This is a genomic window from Vibrio gigantis (genome assembly GCF_024347515.1).
GTDB lineage: Bacteria > Pseudomonadota > Gammaproteobacteria > Enterobacterales > Vibrionaceae > Vibrio > Vibrio gigantis.
Window position 1 is genome coordinate 2,699,838 of sequence record NZ_AP025492.1, and the last position, 22,498, is coordinate 2,722,335.

Annotated in this window: 27 protein-coding genes; 15 read left to right on the forward strand and 12 right to left on the reverse strand. The window is 44.6% G+C overall.

What is annotated here, in order from left to right; all coding sequences use genetic code 11:
• Nucleotides 1-268 precede the first annotated feature (268 nt).
• The 3 genes from OCV56_RS11905 to OCV56_RS11915 form a co-directional block, all read right to left on the reverse strand.
• Nucleotides 269-1,402: a flagellin gene (locus tag OCV56_RS11905; RefSeq protein ID WP_086715111.1), complete on the reverse strand. Its 1,134-nt coding sequence runs from the start codon at nt 1,400-1,402 to the stop codon at nt 269-271.
• A 121-nt stretch (nt 1,403-1,523) separates the two neighbouring features.
• Nucleotides 1,524-2,447 carry a Dyp-type peroxidase gene (locus OCV56_RS11910; RefSeq protein WP_086715113.1) on the reverse strand — a complete coding sequence of 308 codons (924 nt, stop codon included), beginning with the start codon at nt 2,445-2,447 and terminating at the stop codon, nt 1,524-1,526.
• 65 nt (nt 2,448-2,512) lie between these two features.
• Complete coding sequence (locus tag OCV56_RS11915; protein WP_086715115.1) at nt 2,513-2,974, reverse strand: DUF2919 domain-containing protein; 462 nt, start codon at nt 2,972-2,974, stop codon at nt 2,513-2,515.
• Between the two features lie 109 nt (nt 2,975-3,083).
• On the opposite strand from OCV56_RS11915, the gene OCV56_RS11920 reads away from it, so the two are divergent.
• Together OCV56_RS11920 and OCV56_RS11925 are read left to right on the forward strand one after the other, a co-directional pair.
• Complete coding sequence (locus OCV56_RS11920; protein ID WP_086715117.1) at nt 3,084-3,428, forward strand: DUF2956 domain-containing protein; 345 nt, start codon at nt 3,084-3,086, stop codon at nt 3,426-3,428.
• Between the two features lie 12 nt (nt 3,429-3,440).
• Nucleotides 3,441-3,773 carry a DUF4156 domain-containing protein gene (locus OCV56_RS11925; RefSeq protein WP_086715119.1) on the forward strand — a complete coding sequence of 111 codons (333 nt, stop codon included), beginning with the start codon at nt 3,441-3,443 and terminating at the stop codon, nt 3,771-3,773.
• 93 nt (nt 3,774-3,866) lie between these two features.
• On the opposite strand, the gene OCV56_RS11930 is transcribed toward OCV56_RS11925, so the two are convergent.
• A complete protein-coding gene (locus tag OCV56_RS11930) occupies nt 3,867-4,154 on the reverse strand; it encodes a winged helix-turn-helix domain-containing protein (RefSeq protein WP_004734273.1) in 288 nt (95 codons plus the stop codon).
• 205 nt (nt 4,155-4,359) lie between these two features.
• Between OCV56_RS11930 and OCV56_RS11935 the strand changes: the two genes are divergently transcribed.
• From OCV56_RS11935 to OCV56_RS11950, 4 genes are all read left to right on the forward strand, one after another.
• A complete protein-coding gene (locus tag OCV56_RS11935; protein WP_086715121.1) occupies nt 4,360-4,707 on the forward strand; it encodes an ArsC family reductase in 348 nt (115 codons plus the stop codon).
• Between the two features lie 97 nt (nt 4,708-4,804).
• Nucleotides 4,805-5,941, forward strand: coding sequence for a succinyl-diaminopimelate desuccinylase (dapE, locus tag OCV56_RS11940; RefSeq protein WP_086715123.1), 1,137 nt, complete (start codon nt 4,805-4,807; stop codon nt 5,939-5,941).
• Nucleotides 5,942-5,986: 45 nt separating this feature from the next.
• The gene (locus tag OCV56_RS11945; protein ID WP_086715125.1) at nt 5,987-6,661 is read left to right on the forward strand and encodes a M15 family metallopeptidase; all 675 of its coding nucleotides are present in this window, start codon (nt 5,987-5,989) and stop codon (nt 6,659-6,661) included.
• Between the two features lie 8 nt (nt 6,662-6,669).
• Nucleotides 6,670-6,879 (forward strand): DUF2897 family protein, encoded by a 210-nt coding sequence (locus OCV56_RS11950; RefSeq protein WP_086715128.1) that lies wholly within the window; start codon nt 6,670-6,672, stop codon nt 6,877-6,879.
• Nucleotides 6,880-7,025: 146 nt separating this feature from the next.
• Here OCV56_RS11950 and bamC read toward each other — a convergent pair whose 3' ends face one another.
• Complete coding sequence (gene bamC / locus OCV56_RS11955) at nt 7,026-8,072, reverse strand: outer membrane protein assembly factor BamC (protein ID WP_086715130.1); 1,047 nt, start codon at nt 8,070-8,072, stop codon at nt 7,026-7,028.
• A 49-nt stretch (nt 8,073-8,121) separates the two neighbouring features.
• Nucleotides 8,122-9,000 carry a 4-hydroxy-tetrahydrodipicolinate synthase gene (gene dapA / locus OCV56_RS11960; protein ID WP_050644965.1) on the reverse strand — a complete coding sequence of 293 codons (879 nt, stop codon included), beginning with the start codon at nt 8,998-9,000 and terminating at the stop codon, nt 8,122-8,124.
• A gap of 374 nt (nt 9,001-9,374) precedes the next feature.
• Between dapA and OCV56_RS11965 the strand changes: the two genes are divergently transcribed.
• Nucleotides 9,375-9,917: a glycine cleavage system protein R gene (locus tag OCV56_RS11965; RefSeq protein WP_017632494.1), complete on the forward strand. Its 543-nt coding sequence runs from the start codon at nt 9,375-9,377 to the stop codon at nt 9,915-9,917.
• Nucleotides 9,918-9,929: 12 nt separating this feature from the next.
• Entirely contained in the window at nt 9,930-10,400 is a 471-nt protein-coding gene (gene bcp / locus OCV56_RS11970) for a thioredoxin-dependent thiol peroxidase (RefSeq protein WP_086715132.1), read from the forward strand.
• Nucleotides 10,401-10,497: 97 nt separating this feature from the next.
• Here the strand turns inward: bcp and OCV56_RS11975 are convergent, their stop codons facing one another.
• Complete coding sequence (locus OCV56_RS11975; protein ID WP_086715134.1) at nt 10,498-11,574, reverse strand: AI-2E family transporter; 1,077 nt, start codon at nt 11,572-11,574, stop codon at nt 10,498-10,500.
• Entirely contained in the window at nt 11,567-11,806 is a 240-nt protein-coding gene (locus OCV56_RS11980; RefSeq protein ID WP_004738640.1) for a sulfurtransferase TusA family protein, read from the reverse strand. Before OCV56_RS11980 ends, OCV56_RS11975 begins: the two co-directional genes overlap by 8 nt.
• Nucleotides 11,807-11,984: 178 nt before the next feature.
• On the opposite strand from OCV56_RS11980, the gene bepA reads away from it, so the two are divergent.
• The 4 genes from bepA to OCV56_RS12000 all read left to right on the forward strand — a co-directional run bounded on the left by bepA (nt 11,985) and on the right by OCV56_RS12000 (nt 14,945).
• Entirely contained in the window at nt 11,985-13,439 is a 1,455-nt protein-coding gene (gene bepA, locus OCV56_RS11985) for a beta-barrel assembly-enhancing protease (protein WP_086715136.1), read from the forward strand.
• Nucleotides 13,440-13,560: 121 nt separating this feature from the next.
• On the forward strand, nt 13,561-13,911 hold the full coding sequence (arsC, locus tag OCV56_RS11990; RefSeq protein WP_086715138.1) for an arsenate reductase (glutaredoxin): 351 nt from the start codon (nt 13,561-13,563) through the stop codon (nt 13,909-13,911).
• Nucleotides 13,912-13,917: 6 nt separating this feature from the next.
• The gene (gene wrbA, locus OCV56_RS11995; protein ID WP_086715140.1) at nt 13,918-14,511 is read left to right on the forward strand and encodes an NAD(P)H:quinone oxidoreductase; all 594 of its coding nucleotides are present in this window, start codon (nt 13,918-13,920) and stop codon (nt 14,509-14,511) included.
• A complete protein-coding gene (locus tag OCV56_RS12000; protein ID WP_086715141.1) occupies nt 14,508-14,945 on the forward strand; it encodes a DUF2069 domain-containing protein in 438 nt (145 codons plus the stop codon). The genes wrbA and OCV56_RS12000 overlap by 4 nt, the downstream gene beginning before the upstream one ends.
• Before the next feature lie 96 nt (nt 14,946-15,041).
• Here the strand turns inward: OCV56_RS12000 and OCV56_RS12005 are convergent, their stop codons facing one another.
• Nucleotides 15,042-16,307 (reverse strand): DUF2066 domain-containing protein, encoded by a 1,266-nt coding sequence (locus tag OCV56_RS12005; protein WP_086715143.1) that lies wholly within the window; start codon nt 16,305-16,307, stop codon nt 15,042-15,044.
• A gap of 277 nt (nt 16,308-16,584) precedes the next feature.
• Between OCV56_RS12005 and OCV56_RS12010 the strand changes: the two genes are divergently transcribed.
• Nucleotides 16,585-17,823 carry a uracil-xanthine permease family protein gene (locus tag OCV56_RS12010; protein ID WP_086715144.1) on the forward strand — a complete coding sequence of 413 codons (1,239 nt, stop codon included), beginning with the start codon at nt 16,585-16,587 and terminating at the stop codon, nt 17,821-17,823.
• Between the two features lie 132 nt (nt 17,824-17,955).
• On the opposite strand, the gene upp is transcribed toward OCV56_RS12010, so the two are convergent.
• A complete protein-coding gene (gene upp, locus OCV56_RS12015; protein ID WP_017060716.1) occupies nt 17,956-18,582 on the reverse strand; it encodes a uracil phosphoribosyltransferase in 627 nt (208 codons plus the stop codon).
• Between the two features lie 169 nt (nt 18,583-18,751).
• Between upp and purM the strand changes: the two genes are divergently transcribed.
• Nucleotides 18,752-19,792: a phosphoribosylformylglycinamidine cyclo-ligase gene (gene purM / locus OCV56_RS12020; protein ID WP_008222945.1), complete on the forward strand. Its 1,041-nt coding sequence runs from the start codon at nt 18,752-18,754 to the stop codon at nt 19,790-19,792.
• 288 nt (nt 19,793-20,080) lie between these two features.
• Nucleotides 20,081-20,755, forward strand: a complete 675-nt coding sequence (gene purN, locus OCV56_RS12025; RefSeq protein WP_086715146.1) for a phosphoribosylglycinamide formyltransferase — start codon at nt 20,081-20,083, stop codon at nt 20,753-20,755.
• Between the two features lie 84 nt (nt 20,756-20,839).
• Here purN and OCV56_RS12030 read toward each other — a convergent pair whose 3' ends face one another.
• The gene (locus tag OCV56_RS12030; protein WP_086715148.1) at nt 20,840-21,685 is read right to left on the reverse strand and encodes a class II glutamine amidotransferase; all 846 of its coding nucleotides are present in this window, start codon (nt 21,683-21,685) and stop codon (nt 20,840-20,842) included.
• Nucleotides 21,686-21,752: 67 nt separating this feature from the next.
• The gene (gene lpcA, locus OCV56_RS12035; protein ID WP_017063379.1) at nt 21,753-22,328 is read right to left on the reverse strand and encodes a D-sedoheptulose 7-phosphate isomerase; all 576 of its coding nucleotides are present in this window, start codon (nt 22,326-22,328) and stop codon (nt 21,753-21,755) included.
• Between the last annotated feature and the right edge of the window lie 170 nt (nt 22,329-22,498).

Consider the following 22,498-nt stretch of genomic DNA (forward strand, 5'->3'; position numbering starts at 1 on the left):
ATAGCGGTTTCCGACGTCTCGGAAAACCAAGTAGTTCTCTCAAAGTTACTTTTAATAACGGCGTGATTGGCAAAACCTTTAGGAAAAAAACAACAAAATTAAAGAAATAGCGATAAAGGAGAAGAAAGCGTGACTGGCAGTAAAATTATCAAAAAAAGATGAGAAAAACGCTAAAGTTGTCGAGAAGTCAGTCGAGCGAAGTTTGGGTTTTAATTAACCAAATGGACTGATTAAGCTAAAATACCTTTATAAGATTTGAGATGATTTATTAGCCCAATAAGGTTAAGGCAAGGTTTGGCGCCTGCTTTGCCTGAGCCAGTATTGTGGTACTCACTTGCTGCAGTATTTGTTGTTTAAGCATTTGAGTAGTTTCTTTGGCGTAATCGGTATCTTTAATTCTGCTGTTTGATGTCGCCAAGTTCTCATGAACATTTTCGAGGTTATTAATCGCATGATCAAAACGGTTTTGCATTGCTCCTAATTCAGAACGATGACTATCCACGTACTTCATAGCGGTATCTAAAATAGAAACAGCACGCTGCGCCCCCCCCACATCGGTCACATTAATATCATCGACTGATTCGTAATAGCCCGCTGACATCGAAAGCTCACTGGCTAAAGAACCAGAGAAAGAGATCGTGCCCGAGGTATCATCACCAGACATGTAGATCTGAAGCTGCCCATCATCATTAACCGAAGCCGAGACAAGATCCGTTTGACCATTGATGTAGGTCGCCAACTCTTCAATGTCGTCGCCAACTTTCGCATTAATGGTGATGTCTTGTGGCTGTCCAAAACGATCGGTAAACGACATCGTCATATCATTCTGGTTGGATTTTACTTCCCACGAGTCACTTGCCATGCCATTGGCGACATAACTAAAGCCCCCCATGTTGATGTCATCCGTACGCATGCTTTTTAAGCCTATCTGAACCGCTTCACCAGAACTGCCACCAATTTGAAATGACGTACTACCAAAGCTACCGTTAAGGAGCTTTTTACCACCGAATGAAGTGGTTTCTGCAATGCGATTCAACTCATCATTTAAGGCTGTCACTTCTTCTTGAATAGCGATTCGTTCTGATGAACTATTCGAGCCATTACTTGCTTGCAATGACAAGTCACGCATGCGCTGCATGATATTAGTGGTTTCATTCATCGCTCCTTCTGCAGTCTGCATAATGGAGATACCGTCGTTAGCATTTCGAACAGCAACATCAATGCCACTCATCTGTGCTTCTATTCGATTTGAGATCTGTAAGCCAGCAGCGTCGTCCTTTGCACTATTAATACGGCTCCCTGAAGCCAAGCGCTCCAAAGATTGGTTCAGCATGTTATTTGCATTAGAGAGATTTCTCTGAGCCACCAGCGCTGAGACATTCGTATTAACAGTTATAGCCATTGACCTTCACTTACAAAAAGATGAATAAAACTCACGATTGCTCTTATATCGACCAGTTCATATAAAGCTTTAATAAAAAAGGAGCCCTGAGGCTCCCTTTCTTTACTAAAGACGAGGTCATTTACTTAATCGTTAATGCACTCAACATATCTGTTGAAGGGGCAAAGTAGTAAGCGCCTGTCACTGCTTTGGTAAAGCGAAGTAGTTGGTCCGTTTTTCCATCTGTTACACCGTACATGCTCTCTAACATCGCATCAAAGTTATGGCGAACGTTACAGTAAGCAATGAACAGTAGACCATGGTCGCCCGTTGCTGTGCCGTAAGGTAGGCTGTGACGAACGATCTTAAGGCCTTTGCCTTCTTCTTTGATATCCACACGACCAACGTGAGACGCCGCGGGAACATCATCTAGCTCGATAGAGTCTGACTTAGTACGGCCAACCACTTTCTCTTGTGCCGATACGTTTAATCGGTTCCAAGCAGGTAGATTATGCACAAAGCGTTGCACCATCACGTAGCTACCACCCGCAAATTCACCCTCAGGCACAATTGCTACTTCCGCGCGTTGTGCGTCTTTCGGATTTTCTGTGCCATCAACGAAATCAGTCATGTCACGTGAGTCTAAGAAGCGGTAACCGTAAGTTTCATCCACTACTTCAACGTCCGCTGCTACTTCAGATAGCAATTTACGTAGGATGAAGAAGTGCAGGTCATGTCGGTTTGAATGACAGTGAATCAACACATCAGCAGGCGTGCTCGGTGCCTTAATATCGCCTTCGCCAAGCTCAGGGAAATCAATCAAATCTGTAGGAGCCGCTTGCTCGACCTTGTCCCAAAAAGCCTTCGAAAACGCAACCGACACCGTTAGGTTCGCATCAGGTTGAGTTTGGTTTAGCTCGTCGATTAACGCCGGAAGCTTTTGAATTTCCGCTAGTACATTAGCAGTGTTAGCGCTCACTTTAAGTTGTACATAAAGAGCGAAAGGCCCAGCTTCAGGCAAAATAGCACTTTGAACATTAGGCTGCTCATTTGAAACATTAAGCATAGATTATTCCTTCCAGTTTTAGCTTCTAAGTATAATTGTGAATGGGACAAATGTTTTGATGAGAATCAGTCTTCGTGCTCAACCACTTTAAAGCAATCCCGTGCTGCGTGACTATTGGTTAGATAAAGTGCTAACCACAGCAGCAACAATAGAGTAAGACCATTTGACCAACGGAACCAACCGTTATCCAAATAGATTAAATAAATCGTATGGGAGCTCTGTGCCAAGATAGCCATCATGGTCACCCAGCGCCCCCATGACACAACTTTGTTAAGACGCTTTCTATCTGGAGATCTTAGCCCAAATAACCACATGAGTAGCAAGCTCGGAACACTCAACGCAATTCCAACATAAAACATCTGATGGTCTGGGTAGACTATCTCAAGGATATCAGTTCCCGATTCTCGGCTTGCGCCCGCAACAATGAAAACGACGAGTGCTTTCGCGAGAAACAGCCAGCCTAACCAGAGCAAGATTGGGGCTTTCAAAAAGCCGTGCTTGTCGTATTGTTCTATGGAGTACCGCACAAATCTCACTTTCACTTATTTTCAAACCAACACTTTAACGCAAATCATTCATACTTAACTAGCTTTGCGTTATCTTAGTAGCCAATCCGTTTTAATTATCGAACTCAGTATGAAAAAGAAAACTAATACGCCGTCTGTTGAATCTCAACAAGAAGCACTGAAGATAGCCAAAGCGACGCAAAAGCCAGCTCAAACCAAAGAACAAACTAAACTGATTGCTCAGGGTATTGAGAAAGGCATCGCACTGTATAAAAAACAGCAAAAAGAGCGCAGCCGCCAAGCCGATAAAGCGAAGAAGCGCGTACAGAAAGAAAGACAGAATCAACAAGCTAACCAAAACCAAGAAGACACGATCGAAACAAGTGTTGAAACGCCATCAAATCACGCCAATAAACTGCCGTGGTTACTACTGATTGCAAGCTGGGTAGGCTTCGCGATTTATTTGATGCAATAGCAAGGTAAACGTATGAAAAAGGAATTAGTCGCTTTGGTAATGAGTGGCATGTTACTCGGGTGTACAACGCCCACATCAACGCCTCATAGTAAAGCGGACAAAGTACAAATGGACTACCACGGCCTGATTAACATCGAGCAGTGTGAATATAAAGGGGAAGTCACCGGCAGCGAAGGGCACTGGTACAGCTACTTGTTCTTTCCAAATGACACCCTGATTCAAGGGGCGATGAATGAACTTAAGTCGAACACCATTGAGCTAGGCGCAGACACCGTCATCTTTACCCTACCCCAAGATTTCAGCACTTCCGTGACCATGCTAGGCACAGCCTACCTCTGTAAGTAGACAGAAACGTAATAAGATAGCTCACCGCTCAAATGAACAAGATGCTACCTTACCATTATCTACTGCAAAAAAAGAAAGCCAGCTTTCGCTGGCTTATGCACTAAATCCAAGGCTTGTTGCTATATCGCCTTTACGCTGGATAACCCATTGACTGTCAAATGGCCCCCAGTCGGATAACTGGTAATAGCCATCATTATGACGTCGCCCATCTTGAACAAACATAAGTTCGATACCGATCCCCGGTAACGCCTTGAGTACATCTTGAATAGTACGACGAGGCCACCCCGTTTTTTCGATGAGTTTAGGCACATTTGGCCTATCAAGGCTTTCCACTAACAATGCTAAATATAGCCGCCTTGCAAAAACAGGACTCAACTCCATTGACACCTCCTATATATGTGCAGCTCAATTATTTCTTTTTTCGCTGACAACATGTTGAGGCTGATCAATAAGTCTCCAATAGTGACATTTTCTTACCGTTTTTTTTCGCTCAATGAAATATTCCTCACTCTATTTTGTCTGAATTGCCGCTTCCTGATAGGATTCAACTCATAACAATGAAATAAAATCACTCAAAGGAAGAACAATGACTATCACTATGTTTGGTATCCCAAATTGCGACACCATTAAAAAAGCAAAGAAATGGCTCGAAGCTGAAGGTATCGAGTTCGAATTTCACGATTATCGCAAACAAGGCATCACTGAAGAGTTAGTTGCAAGCTTCTGTTCAGAGCTTGGCTGGGAGCTTGTGCTAAACAAACGTGGTACAACTTATCGCCAACTTTCTCAAGAGCAAAAAGACACATTAACGGAAGAAAAAGCCGTCGCTCTACTTGTAGAACAACCAGCAATGATCAAACGCCCTATCTTGAAAGTCGATGGCAAGCTTCATATTGGCTTCAAAGCTGATCAATACGCTGCTATTTTTGCGTAATCAGCGGTATTAGAGCAGATAATAGAGTGTTGAACTTCCCCCTGTTCAACACCTGAAATTAATGACTAGACGTTTTATTTAAACAAGGAATTCAAGGATGACAGATAGCCCAACTTTGGCTCTGGCAAAAGACTTAATCAGCCGTCAATCGGTAACACCAGAAGATGCAGGCTGCCAAGACCTGATGATTGAACGCTTAAAAGCACTCGGCTTTGAAATCGAAGTGATGGTATTTGAGGATACGACGAACTTCTGGGCTCGCCGTGGTACTGAAGCGCCTCTGTTTGCTTTTGCTGGTCACACTGATGTGGTGCCTGCTGGCCCGATTGAGCAGTGGAACACTAAGCCATTCGAGCCGACTATCATAGACGGTTTCTTGCATGGCCGTGGCGCAGCAGACATGAAGGGCTCTCTGGCTTCAATGATTGTTGCAGTAGAGCAATTCATTGCCAAACACCCAAACCACGCAGGCTCAATCGGTTTCCTGATCACTTCAGATGAAGAAGGCCCTTTTATCAACGGTACCGTACGTGTTGTTGAAGCACTGATGGCTCGTGGTGAGAACATCGACATGTGTATTGTTGGTGAACCATCGAGCACTGAATTCGTAGGCGATGTTGTGAAGAACGGCCGCCGTGGCTCTATCACAGGCGATCTAACGATTAAAGGCACACAAGGTCATGTTGCATACCCTCACCTAGCGAACAACCCAGTACACAGCTCTCTGCTTGCTATCAATGAGCTGGCAACGACCGAGTGGGACAAAGGTAATGATTACTTCCCACCAACCAGTTTCCAAATCCCAAATGTAAGTGCGGGCACTGGGGCTTCAAATGTAATTCCTGGTGAGTTTAATGTTCAGTTTAACCTGCGTTTTAGTACTGAGTTAAGTAACGACATTATCGTTGAGCGAATCACAACGACGCTCGATAAGTACGACTTCGAATACGATCTTAAGTGGACATTCAATGGCGACCCGTTCTTAACAGACGCTGGCTCGTTACTTGATGCAATTGTTGATGCTGTCGGTGACGTGAATGATGTTAAACCTGCGCTGCTTACCACTGGTGGTACATCTGATGGTCGCTTTATTGCTCGCATGGGTGGACAAGTAGTTGAACTAGGCCCTGTGAACGCGACGATTCACAAGGTTAACGAGTGCGTAAAAGTAGCCGATTTAGAAAAGCTAACTGACATGTACGAAAAAACATTAGTGAACCTGTTCGCTAAATAGTTTTTTATCAGCGATTCATAGCATCTGACTATTGAGAGACACGTTATGACACCAGAGCAGCTAACCGGACAATCAGATTCTCACCTGGAACCTAACCTCATTGGTAGCAAAACCTTCTTGGTTCACAGTGGGGTCAAAGATGACCTAAACAATTTGATTGAAGCTGCTCAACTCGCTGGTTTCAAAATGGAGATTGCCAGTGGCTTTCGCGACTACGAAAGGCAATCTCTGATTTGGAACCGTAAGTTTTCTGGCGAAGCTCCGATATTAGATTCAGAAAGCCAACCTCTTGATGCTTCCACACTGACTGAACATCAAAAGCTATCGGCTATCCTGAGATGGTCTGCACTTCCCGGTGCGAGTCGTCACCATTGGGGCTGTGACTTCGATGTCTTTGCTCGTAACCACTTACCTGAAGGCACACAGCTGCAATTAGAACCATGGGAATACCTCACTGGCCACCAGCAAGCGTTTTACCAATGGCTATCGGTTCATGCTGCACAATTTGGGTTCTTCTTTCCTTACAGCCAAGACTTGGGTGGTGTAGCGATAGAACCTTGGCATATTAGCCATCGTAACGTTTCGGAGTCGTGTTTATCACAGTTATCTCCCACTTTACTTGGCAAGCAACTCCAATCTAAGCCAATATTAGGGTATGAGATTATTATGGAGCAGCTAGACGAGATCTATGCGCGCTTCGTAGCGAACATCAGCCATTAGGAGCGCTTATGTTAGAGTGGCTTACAAACCCTTGGGTTATCATCATCATCGTGGTCAGCGTAGTGGTGGGTAACATCGCAGCTCTTAAACAGACCGCTAATATGGATCTGACAGGTCGTGGTAAAACAGAGCGAGACTTAGATAAGCTCAATAGCTTGGATAAGCAGAATCAAGAGAAAGCTCAAAAGGAAGAATCTAAAGACAACAAAGACGTTTAACCTTTTTGCTTTGGTGAACTCGCCTGATTGATCAACAGATTACTGAAAACGAATACAAAAAAGAGGACACAGTGTGTCCTCTTTTTTATTGGCTTGAGCTAATCACAGAGCTGATTGTGTTCAGCTCTGAAACGGCTTAAGTACGACTACTCAGCTTTCTCTTTTTTGTCATCTTTGGTTTGGTCAGCAATATGCGCGAGTACCGGAACCATTGACTTAAGTAGTTCTTCTTCTACTGGCTTACCTGATGCATCGGTTACGTTGATTGACGTACGGTTACCAAGATCACCAAATAGGAAATTGTAAGTACCTGGTGCTAAGTCGATAGGCTGTAGGCCAATTTCTTCCCAGAATTCATCATCTGGTGCGGCGTACTTAGCTTTCACTGTACCTTGAGACTGATTACGCTCTTCAAGTTCAAAGCCCATTGCAGGCAACAAGCTTGGCAGACGCTGCCAAAATACGTTGTATGGCGTACGAGCAATAATCACAGGGAAACCACTGCGGTCAGAGCCCATTGAGATCGGAATACGCTTCACCAACTCTTGCGCTTTCAGCGCTGCCTCTGCACGAAGATTCTCATCGTACTTAGCCATGACTAGGTTGGTTAGGAACGCGTTGTAACGCTCTTTATTGGTTGCCGTTACTGGCTTCACTTCCGTGCCTTCACGCCAATCAATCAAGTTGATCTTGAAGCCATGGCGGTTGTTCGCTTGGAAGCGAGAGATAGAGTAGCGGCTGCCAATCTCTACATCTTCATCTTCAGAAACCCAAGTAACCCAATCAGTCTCAATCTCATTTTCTGATTGCTCACGAATACCAATGCCACGTTGAGCCAGCATATCTACAGCTGTTTGCCATACACGGTCTGCCTCTTCTGCACGAAGAAGCCATAACGTTACTTCACCGTTTTGACGCTCAGCACGAGCACCTGGGATCAGTTCAAGAACCTGTTGTGGTGGACGAATATCCACCGCAGGGCCTACACCACCACTAAATTCACCGCTTGGGATGTCAAAATTTGGGTAGAACTGAGGCTGAGCATCTTCAGGCAGCTGCCATTGTGAAAACTCAGGTGTTTCTAAGTATTCGAAATCATCTTTGGCTTGGCGACGTTGAGTCGGGCTGCCAGAACATGCTGTAAGAACGAAAACAGCCAGTGACCCAATCACTAGCTGGTGAGAATACTTCATTTATACTCCTAAATGCCGAAGGTTCGCTTCGGCATTACTTCATACGTTTTTAGTAAATGCACGCTTCAGTCATTGCTTGAGCAACAACAGGCTGAGCTGGCTCTGACAGTTCAGTCAGCGGTAGACGCAAGCCACCTTCAGCGATCAGACCCATTTTATGAACCGCCCATTTTACGGGAATAGGGTTAGATTCAACGAACAAATTCTTATGTAGAGGCATCAAACGCTCATTGATCGCTTCTGCTTCTTCAAACTTACCTTCTTTCGCTAGCTTGAACATGGTTGCCATATCAGCGGCTGCAACATTGTTCGTTACAGAGATCACGCCATCGCCACCACGCTTAACAAATTCTAGACCTGTTAAGTCATCACCACTTAGTAAGATAAAGTCTTCGCCACAAAGTTCACGGTGAATTGCAATTCTGTCGAGATCACCCGTCGCATCTTTAAGTGCAACGATGTTTTCAATCTCAGCAAGGCGAGCAACCGTTTCTGGTAATAAGTCAACAGCAGTGCGGCCCGGTACGTTGTATAGGATCTGTGGAACGTCACTAACTTCAGCAATCGCTTTGTAGTGTTGGTACAAACCCTCTTGAGTCGGTTTGTTGTAGTAAGGCGTTACGCTCAGGCAACCCGCAATACCAGAACCGTTCAATAAACGACTGAATAGCACTGACTCGTGCGTAGCGTTTGCGCCTGTACCAGCGATAACAGGGATACGACCATCAGCAAATTCAACGATCTTATTGACGACTTTGACATGCTCTTCAATAGTGAGTGTTGAAGACTCACCTGTTGTGCCAACCGCAACCAGACCATCACTACCTGCAGCAACATGGTGCTCAACTAACTTTTTAAGGCTGTCGAAATCCACTTCACCATCTGTATTAAATGGCGTAACTAGCGCAACGATACTTCCTGAAAACATGTCTATCTCCCTTAATTTATTCTTTTTGCATGTTACTGTAAGCCAATCAATAAACACAAGACATTAAAGTGGCTTACCGGCAACATCTGCATTAAATATTGTCGTATGTTTGAGGTAAAACGACTTCTAACGGCGTTCTACCTAGAATTTGGGTAACCTGCGCTTAATCTAGCGGATAGCACACCACTGGATGTCAGTAACAAGTAAGCCGTGCTCTTATCACTCTATCTCATTTTTAAACACGCTCAATATTCTTATCATTGGTTACATGTTAGAAGCAAGGTGCCTCATAAAAAGCCCCGTACGCACGCTTATTCCACGAGCTAACTGTGCTAACATGCATGAATCAATGGAATATAAAGAGACGTGATTTTATGACTCAACATCTAGTAATCACAGCTGTGGGCACTGATCGCCCAGGTGTATGCAACCAAGTGGTTCATTTAGTCACCCAATCAGGCTGTAACATTATTGATAGCCGTATCGCTCTGTTTGGCGAAGAGTTTACGCTTATCATGCTGCTGTCTGGAAAGGCAAATAACATTACCCGCGTTGAAACCACCCTGCCCTTGCTTGGCCAAGAGCACGACTTGATTACGATTATGAAGCGAACCTCACCTCATGATGTTATTGAGAACTCCTACACGCTAGAAGTTTTCGTAGAGTCAGATGACAAACTCGGCCTAACCGAGCAATTCACTCAGTTCTTCGCAGACCGCAACATCGGTCTCGATTCGCTTAGCGCGCAAACCATCAATAAGTCCAAGGTTCAGCTCGATAACGACCAGTTCCATATATCTATTACCGCTTCTGTACAATCAGAATGTAATTTGATGCAGCTACAAGAAGAATTCAACTCGCTGTGTCAGAGCCTATCAGTCCAAGGCTCGCTCAACTTTATCAAAAACAGTCTTTAAAAAGGAAATGTCATGAATACGCTAACGGCTGGTGTTCCAGCTCCTGCTTTTTCTCTTCCAGATCAAGATGGCAATATCGTATCTCTTGGTGACTTCAAAGGTAAAAAAGTACTTTTCTACTTTTACCCAAAAGCAATGACTCCAGGTTGTATTGTGCAAGCAGAGGGCCTGCGTGATATCAAAGCACAACTTGATGACCTAAATGTGGTTGTTCTGGGTGTCAGCATCGACCCAGTGAAACGCCTACCAAACTTCGTTGCGAAGAAATCTCTAAACTTCACACTGCTATCTGACGAAGACCACAGTGTTGCTGAGCAGTTCGGTGTTTGGGGCGAGAAGAAGTTCATGGGCAAGGTTTACGATGGCCTGCACCGCATTAGCTTCCTAATTGACGAAGAAGGTCAGATTGAGCACGTCTTCAACAAGTTCAAGACTAAGACTCACCACGAAGTGGTTCTAGAGTACTTCAACCAAGAAGCTTAATATCCGTTGGAGTGAGCTAGCTAGACTCACTACTAACTAAGACAAATTAAAAAGGCGACTATCATCGATAGTCGCCTTTTTTGTAATTCACTTCTCGTTACTGATGGTGTACTGGGTCATCATCTAGCGCATGGCTAGGCAAGGCATTCCAAACCGCCTTCACTAAAGTCGCCAGTGGAATCGCGAAGAACACGCCCCAGAACCCCCAAAGTCCACCAAACACTAATACCGCCACAATAATCGCAACAGGGTGCAGATTCACCGCTTCAGAGAACAGAACGGGTACTAACACGTTTCCATCTAAGGCTTGAATGATGCCGTAAGCCAACAATAACCAGTAGAATTGAGGCTCAAGCCCCCACTGGAACAAGCCAACAATGGCAACCGGTACGGTTACCGCAGCCGCACCAATGTATGGAATCAATACCGAGAAACCGACAGCAACCGCTAATAACACAGAGTAACGAAGGTCTAAAATCGCGAAGGTTACGTAACTAACGCCACCCACGATTAAAATCTCTAACACCTTACCACGAATGTAATTTGAGATTTGCTGGTTCATCTCTTCCCATACTTTGGTCGCTAAGCGACGGTTTCGAGGAAGCACACCACTTGCCATTCTAATCATCTCTTCTTTATCTTTTAGTAAGAAGAAGATAAGCAGTGGTACTAAGATAAGATAAACACCTAGCGTCGCCAAGCTAACTAGAGACGCTAACGAGCCTTTCACCACACTTTCACCCATACCTAACGCCTTGTTCTTCGCGTTAGACATCACAGACTCAACGATCTGCAAATTAGCAAGCTCAGGGTAGCGCTCTGGAATCGTTGCAATGAATTTCTGCAAGCTACCGTACATGCTTGGGATATCATTGATCAGGTTACCCACTTGCTCCCAAATGGTTGGCACTAATCCGAATATCGCCAGTAGCATTAAGCTAAAGAACATCAAGATCACCAACATCACCGACGGCGTTCTTGGAACGCCGAGTCGTTGAAGTTGAGTCACAGGCCACTCAAGCAAATAAGCCAACACAATCGCCACCAACAGCGGTGCGATCAGGTGACCAAAGAAGTAGATAGTAATAAAGCCGAATAGAATGATGGCAACCAAACTGACAGCGTGTGGATCAGAGAAACGTCGTTTATACCAACGACTGACCATTTCAAGCATCTGACTGCGATTCCTTTTTAGTGACGAGGAGATGGTGGTAATTAGAGCAAACCTCTGTCATGACAACATAAGCTTGCTTGGACAAAAAAGTAACAATATCTTTCATCGAGCTGTTATCTGAGACATAAATTGACAATGATTGCCCTACTTCTAACTTTACACTGTGACGCTTGGCTAATAATAGTGCCATTGGACAGCGCTCTTGGCGTAAATCTAGAATATTAGGTGTCATTCTTGGGCTCGATGCTTATTATAAGGGTCGTATTGTAATCTGTTTTTGAAAACGCGCCATCATTCATTCATCTTCCTTAATGATAGCGCACGCACTTGGCAAAGGTTAAACCATATAAAGAACCAATTTGCATTGCACTTGTCTTACTGTCAGAAGAAACGGAGTATTACTGACTAATATGTTTAAACGCGCTCGCTCAATTGCTTGCTTATGCATTGCAGCTACATTAAGCACCCCAACACTGGCGAATGCCAATAATTTGGAGCTGCCCGATATCGGCACCGCTGCTGGTGGCACACTCACTATCGATCAAGAGCTTATCTATGGTGATGCTTACATGCGTATCATCCGAAGCAGCCAGCCTATCGTAAACGACCCAGTTCTAAACCAGTACATTGATACGCTTGGCCATCGTCTTGTCGCGAATGCTAATGATGTAAAAACACCTTTCCAGTTCTTTATGATCCGTGACCGTAACATCAACGCTTTCGCCTTCTTTGGTGGCTATGTTGCTCTGCACTCAGGTCTATTCTTGCACGCACAATCTGAAAGCGAACTCGCGTCTGTATTAGCGCACGAAATTGCCCACGTTACTCAGCGCCACTTGGCACGTAGTATGGAAGATCAAGCTCGCCGCTCTCCTGCGACCATCGCAGCACTTGCAGCTTCTGTATTATTGGCTATTGCTGCACCAGAAGCAGGTATTGCAGCCCTAACTGCGACAACTGCAGGCAACATGCAAAGCCAAATCAACTACACCCGTAGCAATGAAAAAGAAGCCGACCGGTTTGGTATCAACACGCTTGCGAAAGCGGGGTTCGATGTAAATGCGATGCCTCGTTTCTTCGGTCGTTTGGCTGATGAATACCGCTATGCAAGCACACCACCACCAATGCTACTGACTCACCCATTACCAGAAGACCGAATCACCGATTCACGCGCTCGTGCTCGCAGCTATCCACCACTGAAGCTTGCGCCATCACTGGATTACCACTTAGCAAGAGCCCGCATTGTTGCGCGCTATGCTGGTATTAATAATGATGCTGCTCTTGACTGGTTTGAGCGTCAGCTGAAGAAAGCTCCTAAAACCTTGGTTCCATCACTAGAATATGGCCAAGCACTGGTTTACCTAGATTCTAAAAAATTAGATAAAGCAGAGCCGATTTTGACCAAGCTGATTAACAGCGACCCGACCAACCTGTTTTATCTAGATGCTATTTCCGACCTACACATTGAGAAGAAGCAGCCTGAGATTGCGATTAAGGAGCTTAAATCTGCACTGGTCCGTCAGCCAAACAACCCAGTTCTGACCATTAACTACGCCAATGCACTGATTGAAAATGAAGATCTACAAGAAGCCGTTCGCGTATTACAACGTTACACGCACGATAACCCGAACGACACCAATGGCTGGCACCTGCTTTCGAAGGTAAATACAAGCCTTGGTAATAGCGATGAAGAACTGGCTGCTCGCGCAGAAATTTTGGCACTGCAAGCCAACTGGAACAAAGCGATTCAGTACTATACGCAAGCGAGCCAAATCGCAGAGCTTGGTAGCCTAAAACAAGCCCGTTACGACGCTCGAATTGATCAGCTAATGATTCAGCGAGAACGCTTCTTGTCGCTACAATAATATGTTTACTGGTACCAACACGTTGCAAGAATAAAAAGAAAGCTCAACGTTACACAAAAAGAAGTCACCTCTGGTGGCTTCAGCAAAACAATTAAATCAAAAATAATAATGAGGAAGAACCATGTCTGTCGTGATTTATCATAACCCACGCTGCTCAAAGAGCCGTCAAACTTTAGAGCTGCTTGAAACAAACGGCGTACAACCAGAGGTAATCAAATACCTAGATACTCCATTAACTGTTGAACAGCTGAAAGTGCTTTTCACTCAGCTTGGTTTTGAAAGTGTTCGCGACATGATGCGCACCAAAGAAGCGGATTACAAAGAAGCGAACCTTGGTGATGCATCGGTTACTGATGAAGATCTTTTCGCAGCGATGGCAACCAATCCAAAACTGTTTGAGCGCCCTGTGGTTGTTGCGAATAACAAAGCCAAGATCGGCCGCCCACCAGAGCAAGTATTAGAGATTCTGTAAGCGAATATGAGCATCAATATTCTCGTTCTTTACTACAGCCGTCACGGCAACACACAAGCTCTAGCAAGACAGATAGCAAGAGGAGTGGAGTCCATACCGAGCTGCGAAGCCATGCTAAGAACAGTGAACGACGTGTATACGGTAGAAGAGCAGCCTGATTCTCGTTATCCACCAACAGATCCTATTGCCTCGTTACAAGAACTTCGATCTTGTGATGGTTTGGCTCTTGGCAGCCCAGTCTGGTTTGGCAACATGGCTGGACCTATGAAGCATTTTTGGGATAGCACAACATCATTGTGGGTTAATGGCGATCTTATCGATAAGCCCGCCTGCGTCTTTACCTCTTCTTCATCACTGCATGGCGGGCAAGAAACCACGCAACAAAGCATGATGTTGCCACTGCTTCACCATGGCATGTTAGTTATGGGCATCCCCTATTCAGAGCCAGCACTGCACACAACAAAAACCGGTGGTACTCCTTATGGAGCGAGCAGTGCAGGAGAGAACACTTCATTAAGCAAAGAAGAAATTGAATTGGCGCAAAGTTTAGGCAAACGCCTAGCGCGCATCGCGTTAAACCAGAAAGGAATTTCTCAATGATGTATATGCCAGAGAAGGCTATGTCTCCCAAAACCAAGCTATTTCGCTACCTTGCGTTAGCAGGTAACTTGACGCTTTTATTCTGGGTGGTTGCTTGGCAAATGACGCTTTCACCGCACCCGCATCTAAGCAATGTAACATTGGCTATTGCCTGGGCAGTACCGCTATTACTACCATTACCTGGGATCTTGGCGGGTAAGCCTTATACGCATGCTTGGGCAAATTTCGTCTTAATGCTCTACTTCCTACACGCATTAACTATCTTGTATGTAGACGGTGGTGAGCGCTTGTTAGCGGCGGTAGAACTGCTTCTGACGACTCTAGGTTTCGCGGGTAATATCTTATTCACTCGCTTTCGAGCCAAGGAGTTAGGTATCAAGCTCAAGCGCCTTTCTGAAGTAGAAAAGAAAGAGAGAGCGAAGTTCGAGCAATAGTAACCACTCAATGTACTTGAACTAGAAAACAAAAGCCCTGCGAGATTTACCTAGCAGGGCTTTTTCATTTCAATCGAGAATGTCACGAGGTAATAACTAGCGAGTCCATTCGTATACAAGGCTAGGTTTAGCATGAACTACAGGTGTATCTAATACGTCTTCTGATAGTTCCACCTCAACTGCAGCATCAGAGATATTATTACTAGACACAGCAGTATCACTTGGGGTTGATAGATTACTGCCCTTGATAATTTGAGTATCGTTGCTTGACGCTTCAACGGCTTCACTAGTAGCCAGTGAAGTATCCCCTACAGATATGGCGTTATCTTGCACTTCGAATTCAGGACTTACTTCCGGCTCAATATAAGATTCTTCAACCTTAGCGACTTGGCGAATGCTTTCAACTTCTTGCTCAAACTCTTGCTGAGTCGACAATAAATGAATTCGGAACGTCACTTCATTGTTCTGAATCTTCAGAATATCTAAGCTTGCCACCGAGTTGAGACGCTTAAGTGCATTCTCCAATTGGAAAAAGTCTTGAGCATTATTCAGGCTAATAAACTGCGTTAAAATCGATTCTGATGACTCACTTGCAACCGTCACAGCACTTTTGCCTGCGTAGTAGTTACTGATTTGGTCGACTAGTTTCTTAGAAGTCGTAGCACTATTTCCCGATACCGAACCACTCACTGGTGATGTAGGTGCACTCGTTAACTGGCTTGGCTTTTGATCATACAAAGTCCAACGTAGCCCAGAAGATTGAGCCTTTATCACCAACACAGCATCAACAGGGTAACGCTGACTCGCTTTACTGATTGGCGTAACAAAGCTACCCCATAAATCAGAAGTCGCAATACCCGTAATATCGTCGAAGTCACCTACAGGCAGAGTAAGAGGTAAACCGCGCTCTTTTGCATTCGCTTGTAAGCCAGTTGCCAACGGTGAGTTAGAGTGTTCCCACACGATGTTCTTGTCGTAGTTGTCCTCTTCCACGAGCCAAACAAGAATGTTTGAACGCGTATCAGGCCAATACGGTAATTGCGCTTGAGTCAGTAGAGAACGGATTTGAGCACCGTTAAAACGCATACGCAATGTTGATTGATCATTGCTTTCGCCAAAACTCATTTGAGACATATACTGCGCACTCTTACGCATCGCCTTTTGAATTGTCTCATTCGAAGCGACGTCAGTTTGGCCAGTCGCACGTATCAATACCTGCTCCATGCCTGTGTTTCTTGCCACTTGTTCTGGCTGTTTGTCTTCAGCGTTAATCGCAACTTCAGCACTAAAAATATCTACTTGAGTTAAGGCATAACTCGGAGAGGCTAATAGTCCCATCAACAACAATGCTATGTAGCGCATACTGATCCTAATATTCAAATCTTGTGCCTAGATGATAAGCAACTATGGATTGAGGGGCAAGGTCGATAGCGCCCACTGTGTTTAATAACCACAAAATATCACCTAGCCATGATAAATCGCTCACTTATAAACTGAATTTTTAGGGATTGGATGAGTATAAAACATCACTAAGATAAATAAATTTGATCTATCTGGTGTAGCAATCGATTGCTAAGTGATAGAATCCCGCGAATTTTATTTTTCACTTTTCATATAACGACCATTTTAAGGACATATCATGAAAAATGCTCTGCAAGGTGCGCAAATGTTGTTTGTAGCTTTTGGTGCGCTTGTGCTCGTGCCGCTACTAACAGGACTTGATCCCAACGTTGCACTCTTTGGCGCAGGTATCGGTACCCTTTTATTCCAACTTATTACACGCCGTTCAGTACCAATCTTCTTAGCCTCTTCTTTCGCATTTATCGCACCTATCATGTTTGGTATTCAAACTTGGGGTGTAGGCGCGACGATGGGCGGCCTAATGGCGGCTGGTGTTGTGTATGTACTAATGGGTGCGTTAATAAAAGTTCGTGGCGTTGGCTTTATCCATAAACTGCTTCCTCCTGTTGTGGTTGGGCCTGTAATCATGGTTATCGGTCTAGGTCTTGCGCCTGTTGCGGTAAACATGGCGCTTGGTAAAACTGGCGATGGTGCGGTTCAGCTTGTTGATGCAGACGCAGCACTGTGGATCTCTTCGATTTCACTGCTAGTAACGATTGTCATCAGTGTGTTCTCAAAAGGCTTTCTTAAACTTCTGCCTATCTTCGGTGGTATTGTTGCGGGTTACATCACTAGTTTGGTGTATGGCGCGGTAGACTTCACGCCAGTAGCGCAAGCATCTTGGTTAGCACTACCTAACTTCACGGCACCTGAATTCAACATCAACGCTATCTTCTTCATGATATTTGTTGCGATTGCACCAGCCGTTGAGCACGTTGGCGACATGCTTGCTATCTCCAACGTAACTGGCAAAGACTACCTTAAAAAGCCAGGCTTACACCGCACCATCACAGGTGACGGCGTGGCAACAATCGCTGCTTCTATGCTGGGCGCTCCGCCAAACACTACGTACAGTGAAGTAACAGGCGCAGTAATGCTGACAAAAGCCTTCAACCCAGTGATCATGACTTGGGCTGCTGTTACTGCCATCGTTCTTGCATTGGTTGGTAAGCTAGGCGCACTACTTCAAACGATTCCGGTTCCTGTGATGGGTGGCATCATGATTCTACTGTTTGGCTCTATCGCAACAGTAGGTCTCAACACGCTCATCAAAAACAATGTTGACCTGCACAAATCACGTAACCTTGTGATCGTGGGAATTACTTTAGTCTTTGGTATTGGCGGCATGGCCTTTGGTATCGGTGACTTCAGCCTACAAGGCGTAAGCTTGTGCGGTATCGTGGCGATTCTACTTAACCTAGTGCTTCCAGAAGAGCTAGGTGACAACACTGTGGTAGACAAAGCTCAAATCGATTAACCCATCGGTAAGGCTAGAATCACAAGCCAACAAGATCAAAAAAGGGAGAGCATCGAATGCTCTCCCTTTTTATTAATGCGGCTAATTCAGCGAATTAAGAAACGGTTTAGAGTCACTTAAGCTGAAACCGAATTACTTAGTACCGAAGATCTTATCACCAGCATCGCCAAGACCAGGAACAATGTAGCCCTTGTCGTTTAGCTTCTCATCGATTGCAGCCGTGTAAAGCTCAACGTCTGGGTGTGCTTTTTCTAGAGCAGCGATACCTTCAGGAGCCGCTACAAGCACAAGAATCTTAAAGTGCTTACAACCTTTCTCTTTCATCAGGTCGATAGTTGCGATCATAGAACCACCTGTCGCAAGCATTGGATCTACCACTAGAGCAATACGCTCATCGATGTTAGATGCAAGCTTGTTGAAGTATGGTACTGGCTCAAGCGTTTCTTCGTCACGGTAGATACCAACAACACTGATACGTGCACTTGGGATGTGCTCAAGAACGCCGTCCATCATGCCTAGACCAGCACGTAGGATTGGTACTACAGTTACTTTTTTACCTTTAATTTGGTCAACTTCAACTGGACCGTTCCAACCATTAATAGTTACACGCTCAGTTTCAAAGTCTGATGTCGCTTCGTATGTTAGAAGGCTACCCACTTCTGTCGCTAGCTCACGAAAACGCTTAGTGCTAATCTCACCTTCACGCATCAGGCCAATTTTATGTTTTACTAGCGGGTGTTTCACTTCAACAACTTTCATTTCCAACTCCGGCAATATTTAAACAAACCTGTAGATTATACACGAACTCTAAGGTTATTTCAGAATCTTTCTTCTAATAAAAAAAACCGCGCAAACGTTTGCTCTTGGTAATCAAGCCCTGTTAGAATAGCGCCGTTTTCACATCCAACTTAAGTTCGAGGACTATCCCGTGAGTGGTAATACTTCTTCTCTAAGCTACAAAGACGCTGGTGTTGATATCGACGCAGGTAATGCACTAGTAGACCGTATTAAAGGCGCTGTTAAACGCACTCGTCGCCCTGAGGTAATGGGCGGTATTGGTGGCTTTGGCGCCCTATGTGAACTTCCAACGAAATACAAAGAGCCGGTACTTGTTTCAGGTACTGATGGTGTTGGTACTAAACTTCGCCTTGCTTTGGATCTGAAAAAACACGACACCATTGGTATCGATCTAGTGGCAATGTGTGTGAACGACTTAATCGTTCAAGGTGGTGAGCCACTATTCTTCCTAGACTACTACGCAACGGGTAAGCTAGATGTAGATACAGCAGCAGATGTTGTTTCTGGTATCGCTGAAGGTTGTGTTCAAGCTGGCTGTGCACTAATCGGTGGTGAAACTGCTGAAATGCCAGGTATGTACGAAGGCGACGACTACGATGTAGCGGGCTTCTGTGTTGGTGTTGTAGAAAAAGCTGACATCATTGACGGCACTAAAGTAGCAGCAGGCGACGCACTTATCGCTGTTGGCTCAAGTGGTCCACACTCAAACGGTTACTCTTTAATTCGTAAAGTTCTAGAAGTTTCTGGGGCTGATAAGAGTGAAGAACTGGAAGGTCGCACTATCGGTGAGCACCTACTAGAACCAACTAAGATTTATATCAAATCGGCACTAAAAATGATTGCAGAGCATGATATCCATGCTATCTCGCACATCACTGGTGGTGGTTTCTGGGAAAACATCCCACGCGTACTTCCTGAAGGTACTAAAGCAGTGATTGATGGTAAGAGCTGGGAATGGCCTGCTATCTTCAACTGGCTACAAGAGAAAGGCAACGTGGAAACATTTGAAATGTACCGCACTTTCAACTGTGGTGTAGGCCTTGTTGTTGCTCTACCTAAAGACCAAGCAGACGCTGCTGTTGAACTACTGAAAGCTGAAGGCGAAAACGCTTGGGTTATCGGTGAAATCGCAAACGCTGAAGCTGGTGAAGAGCAAGTTGAAATCAAATAAGTGATACGCTCACTTACTTAGTTAATGAGGACCTAATGGTCCTCATTTTGCTATTTGGCCCGCAGAAAACCTTAGTTTATGTAGGTAATATAGATACCAATCGTAGTAAGTAACTGGTCATCCTAGCTTGTTAAAACGCTCGATCACGTCGTTAGAAATTTTAATTGTAGGATAACTACTTATCTAAAATCTCTGCCTAGTTCTCAAGCCTTTTTCCTGCGCTATTTATGAGCACTTACTTACTGTGATTGGTATAAACTCCAGTTAATCAATCGTATGACCCACTCTATGAAAAACAATCACTCAAATAAAACCACTCACTCTCAGAAAAATATCGTTGTGTTAGTTTCAGGAAGCGGAAGCAACTTACAGGCAATTTTAGATGCCTGCGATAACAATATGATTGATGCATCGGTTAAAGCTGTCTTCTCAAACAAAGCAGAGGCTTTTGGATTAGAACGAGCGAAAACCGCAGGTGTTGACGCTCATTCAGTGAATCCAAAAGACTTTGGTTCACGTGAAGAGTTTGACCATGAATTGATGGTTCAGATCGATGCTTACCAGCCAGATTTAATCGTACTCGCTGGCTACATGCGTATCCTGAGTTCAGAGTTTGTTCGTCACTACGCGGGGAAAATGGTTAACATTCACCCTTCTCTTTTGCCTAAATACCCAGGCCTACACACCCACCAGCGCGCCATTGATGCGCAAGACAAAGAACATGGTACTAGCGTCCACTTTGTTACTGAAGAGCTCGATGGGGGGCCTGTGATCTTACAAGCTAAGGTTCCGGTATTTGAAGATGATGATGCTGATATGCTGGCAAGCCGAGTGCTTACTCAAGAACACTGCATTTACCCTATGGTCTGTAAATGGTTCGCTGAAGATCGTTTATCAATGCAAAACGGACAAGCAGTCTTAGATGGTAAAGCATTAGGTAAACACGGCTACGCAGAAGAGTAGTACCGAGAATACAAAATAAAAAAGGCCATTAACTGACTAGTACAGTTAACGGCCTTTCTTTTATCGGCTCAAATCATTAAGTGTTTAACTCAATGGTTCTGTTGGAGCTTGGCTTGCTACCTTCTTCGGCGCATAAGCGATATCTTCCAACGCTTGGTGGTTATTGCCAATCAACTCACCAAAATGAAACAGCGCATATTCGCCCGGCTTCATTCTAAACCACTCTTCATTGTCTGTTAGAGGTTGAGTTGCTACTACCGTAACCACATCATTCGGTGTGGTTTCTTCTTGGAAGTTAATCTCAACATCTTCATCAATCAGGCTCGCTTTACCAAAGGGAGCGCGCCTTGTTATCCAGTACAAATGGTTGGTACAGTACGTCATCACATACTCCCCATCACTGAGTAACATGTTGAAAACACCTTTATCTCGGAGCTTGTCACAACACTCAGCTACAAAGCGAAACATACCTTCCATGTCTTGAGGTGGTTCAGGAAAACGCTCTTCAAGTTGTTTGAGTAGCCAGCAGAACGAAAGCTCACTGTCTGTCTCGCCAACCGGTCTAAAACGCCCACTCACCAGATCATCGTAATCCGTTAATTGACCATTGTGGGCAAAGGTCCAGTATCGGCCCCAAAGCTCACGAGTAAAAGGGTGTGTATTTTCTAGATTAACACCACCACGGTTGGCTTGACGGATATGACTGACAACGGCTTGGCTTTTAATTGGGTAGTTTTGAACCAACTCAGCGATCTTAGATTCACAGCTCGGGTTAGGATCTTTAAAAGTACGAAACCCCTTACCCTCATAGAAGGTAATACCCCAGCCATCGCGGTGTGGGCCAGTGTTACCTCCACGCTGTATAAGACCAGTAAAGCTAAAACAAATATCAGTTGGCACATTCGCGCTCATACCGAGCAATTCACACATGGTTTAATCTACTCCCTATTAAAACCAATGGAGCCACAAACCTAGGCTCCAAATATCTGTAAAACTATTATTCCATCTCTTTTTCAACAAGCTGAATCACAATGTGAATGATCTTAATATGAATCTCTTGGATGCGATCTGCGTAACCAAAGTGTGGCACTCGGATTTCGATATCGGCACAACCAGCCATTTTGCCGCCATCTTTACCCGTCAATGCAATAGTTTTCATGCCTTTAGCTTGAGCAGCTTCAATCGCTTTTAGAATATTGGCAGAATTACCTGAAGTCGACAGACCGAACAACACATCACCTTTACGACCTACCGCTTCTACATAACGAGAAAATACGTGGTCGTAACCAAAGTCGTTACTCACGCAAGACAGGTGACTTGGATCTGAAATCGCAATACCAGCGTAACCTGGACGGTTTTCACGGTATCGGCCAGTCAGTTCTTCTGCGAAGTGCATTGCATCACAGTGTGAACCACCGTTACCACAAGAAAGCACTTTGCCCTCTTGCTTAAATGAGTCAGCAATTAGTTTTGCCGCCGCTTCAATTTGAGCGATGTTATGGTCATCACTCAGGAACTTATTAAGAACGTCAGCAGCTTCGTTCAATTCACTTTTGATTAGATCTTGGTACATAAGGCTTATCTCTTATTTTTTTGACGCAACTTAAAGTACGCGAAATGAGAACTGAGGGTTTTCCCCTATTTATAACTGAGTTTACCCACAAACATGAAATAGTGTCGACACTTAAGCCCAAAGATTGCCACCTTAATTAACCTCTCACTGCCGATCTGTCCAAATATTCA

What these genes read in the sequence shown, in the direction of transcription:
- OCV56_RS11935 (WP_086715121.1), top strand. Translation starts at nt 4,360, where the DNA reads ATGACTATCACTATGTTTGGTATCCCAAATTGCGACACCATTAAAAAA.
- OCV56_RS11965 (WP_017632494.1), top strand. Translation starts at nt 9,375, where the DNA reads ATGACTCAACATCTAGTAATCACAGCTGTGGGCACTGATCGCCCAGGT.
- OCV56_RS11920 (WP_086715117.1), top strand. Translation starts at nt 3,084, where the DNA reads ATGAAAAAGAAAACTAATACGCCGTCTGTTGAATCTCAACAAGAAGCA.
- OCV56_RS12030 (WP_086715148.1), bottom strand. Translation starts at nt 21,685, where the DNA reads ATGTGTGAATTGCTCGGTATGAGCGCGAATGTGCCAACTGATATTTGT.
- arsC (WP_086715138.1), top strand. Translation starts at nt 13,561, where the DNA reads ATGTCTGTCGTGATTTATCATAACCCACGCTGCTCAAAGAGCCGTCAA.
- OCV56_RS11975 (WP_086715134.1), bottom strand. Translation starts at nt 11,574, where the DNA reads ATGCTTGAAATGGTCAGTCGTTGGTATAAACGACGTTTCTCTGATCCA.
- upp (WP_017060716.1), bottom strand. Translation starts at nt 18,582, where the DNA reads ATGAAAGTTGTTGAAGTGAAACACCCGCTAGTAAAACATAAAATTGGC.
- dapA (WP_050644965.1), bottom strand. Translation starts at nt 9,000, where the DNA reads ATGTTTTCAGGAAGTATCGTTGCGCTAGTTACGCCATTTAATACAGAT.
- OCV56_RS11910 (WP_086715113.1), bottom strand. Translation starts at nt 2,447, where the DNA reads ATGCTTAATGTTTCAAATGAGCAGCCTAATGTTCAAAGTGCTATTTTG.
- purN (WP_086715146.1), top strand. Translation starts at nt 20,081, where the DNA reads ATGAAAAACAATCACTCAAATAAAACCACTCACTCTCAGAAAAATATC.
- OCV56_RS11950 (WP_086715128.1), top strand. Translation starts at nt 6,670, where the DNA reads ATGTTAGAGTGGCTTACAAACCCTTGGGTTATCATCATCATCGTGGTC.
- OCV56_RS12000 (WP_086715141.1), top strand. Translation starts at nt 14,508, where the DNA reads ATGATGTATATGCCAGAGAAGGCTATGTCTCCCAAAACCAAGCTATTT.
- wrbA (WP_086715140.1), top strand. Translation starts at nt 13,918, where the DNA reads ATGAGCATCAATATTCTCGTTCTTTACTACAGCCGTCACGGCAACACA.
- OCV56_RS11905 (WP_086715111.1), bottom strand. Translation starts at nt 1,402, where the DNA reads ATGGCTATAACTGTTAATACGAATGTCTCAGCGCTGGTGGCTCAGAGA.
- OCV56_RS11930 (WP_004734273.1), bottom strand. Translation starts at nt 4,154, where the DNA reads ATGGAGTTGAGTCCTGTTTTTGCAAGGCGGCTATATTTAGCATTGTTA.
- dapE (WP_086715123.1), top strand. Translation starts at nt 4,805, where the DNA reads ATGACAGATAGCCCAACTTTGGCTCTGGCAAAAGACTTAATCAGCCGT.
- OCV56_RS11925 (WP_086715119.1), top strand. Translation starts at nt 3,441, where the DNA reads ATGAAAAAGGAATTAGTCGCTTTGGTAATGAGTGGCATGTTACTCGGG.
- bamC (WP_086715130.1), bottom strand. Translation starts at nt 8,072, where the DNA reads ATGAAGTATTCTCACCAGCTAGTGATTGGGTCACTGGCTGTTTTCGTT.
- OCV56_RS12005 (WP_086715143.1), bottom strand. Translation starts at nt 16,307, where the DNA reads ATGCGCTACATAGCATTGTTGTTGATGGGACTATTAGCCTCTCCGAGT.
- bepA (WP_086715136.1), top strand. Translation starts at nt 11,985, where the DNA reads ATGTTTAAACGCGCTCGCTCAATTGCTTGCTTATGCATTGCAGCTACA.
- OCV56_RS11945 (WP_086715125.1), top strand. Translation starts at nt 5,987, where the DNA reads ATGACACCAGAGCAGCTAACCGGACAATCAGATTCTCACCTGGAACCT.
- bcp (WP_086715132.1), top strand. Translation starts at nt 9,930, where the DNA reads ATGAATACGCTAACGGCTGGTGTTCCAGCTCCTGCTTTTTCTCTTCCA.
- lpcA (WP_017063379.1), bottom strand. Translation starts at nt 22,328, where the DNA reads ATGTACCAAGATCTAATCAAAAGTGAATTGAACGAAGCTGCTGACGTT.
- OCV56_RS12010 (WP_086715144.1), top strand. Translation starts at nt 16,585, where the DNA reads ATGAAAAATGCTCTGCAAGGTGCGCAAATGTTGTTTGTAGCTTTTGGT.
- OCV56_RS11980 (WP_004738640.1), bottom strand. Translation starts at nt 11,806, where the DNA reads ATGACACCTAATATTCTAGATTTACGCCAAGAGCGCTGTCCAATGGCA.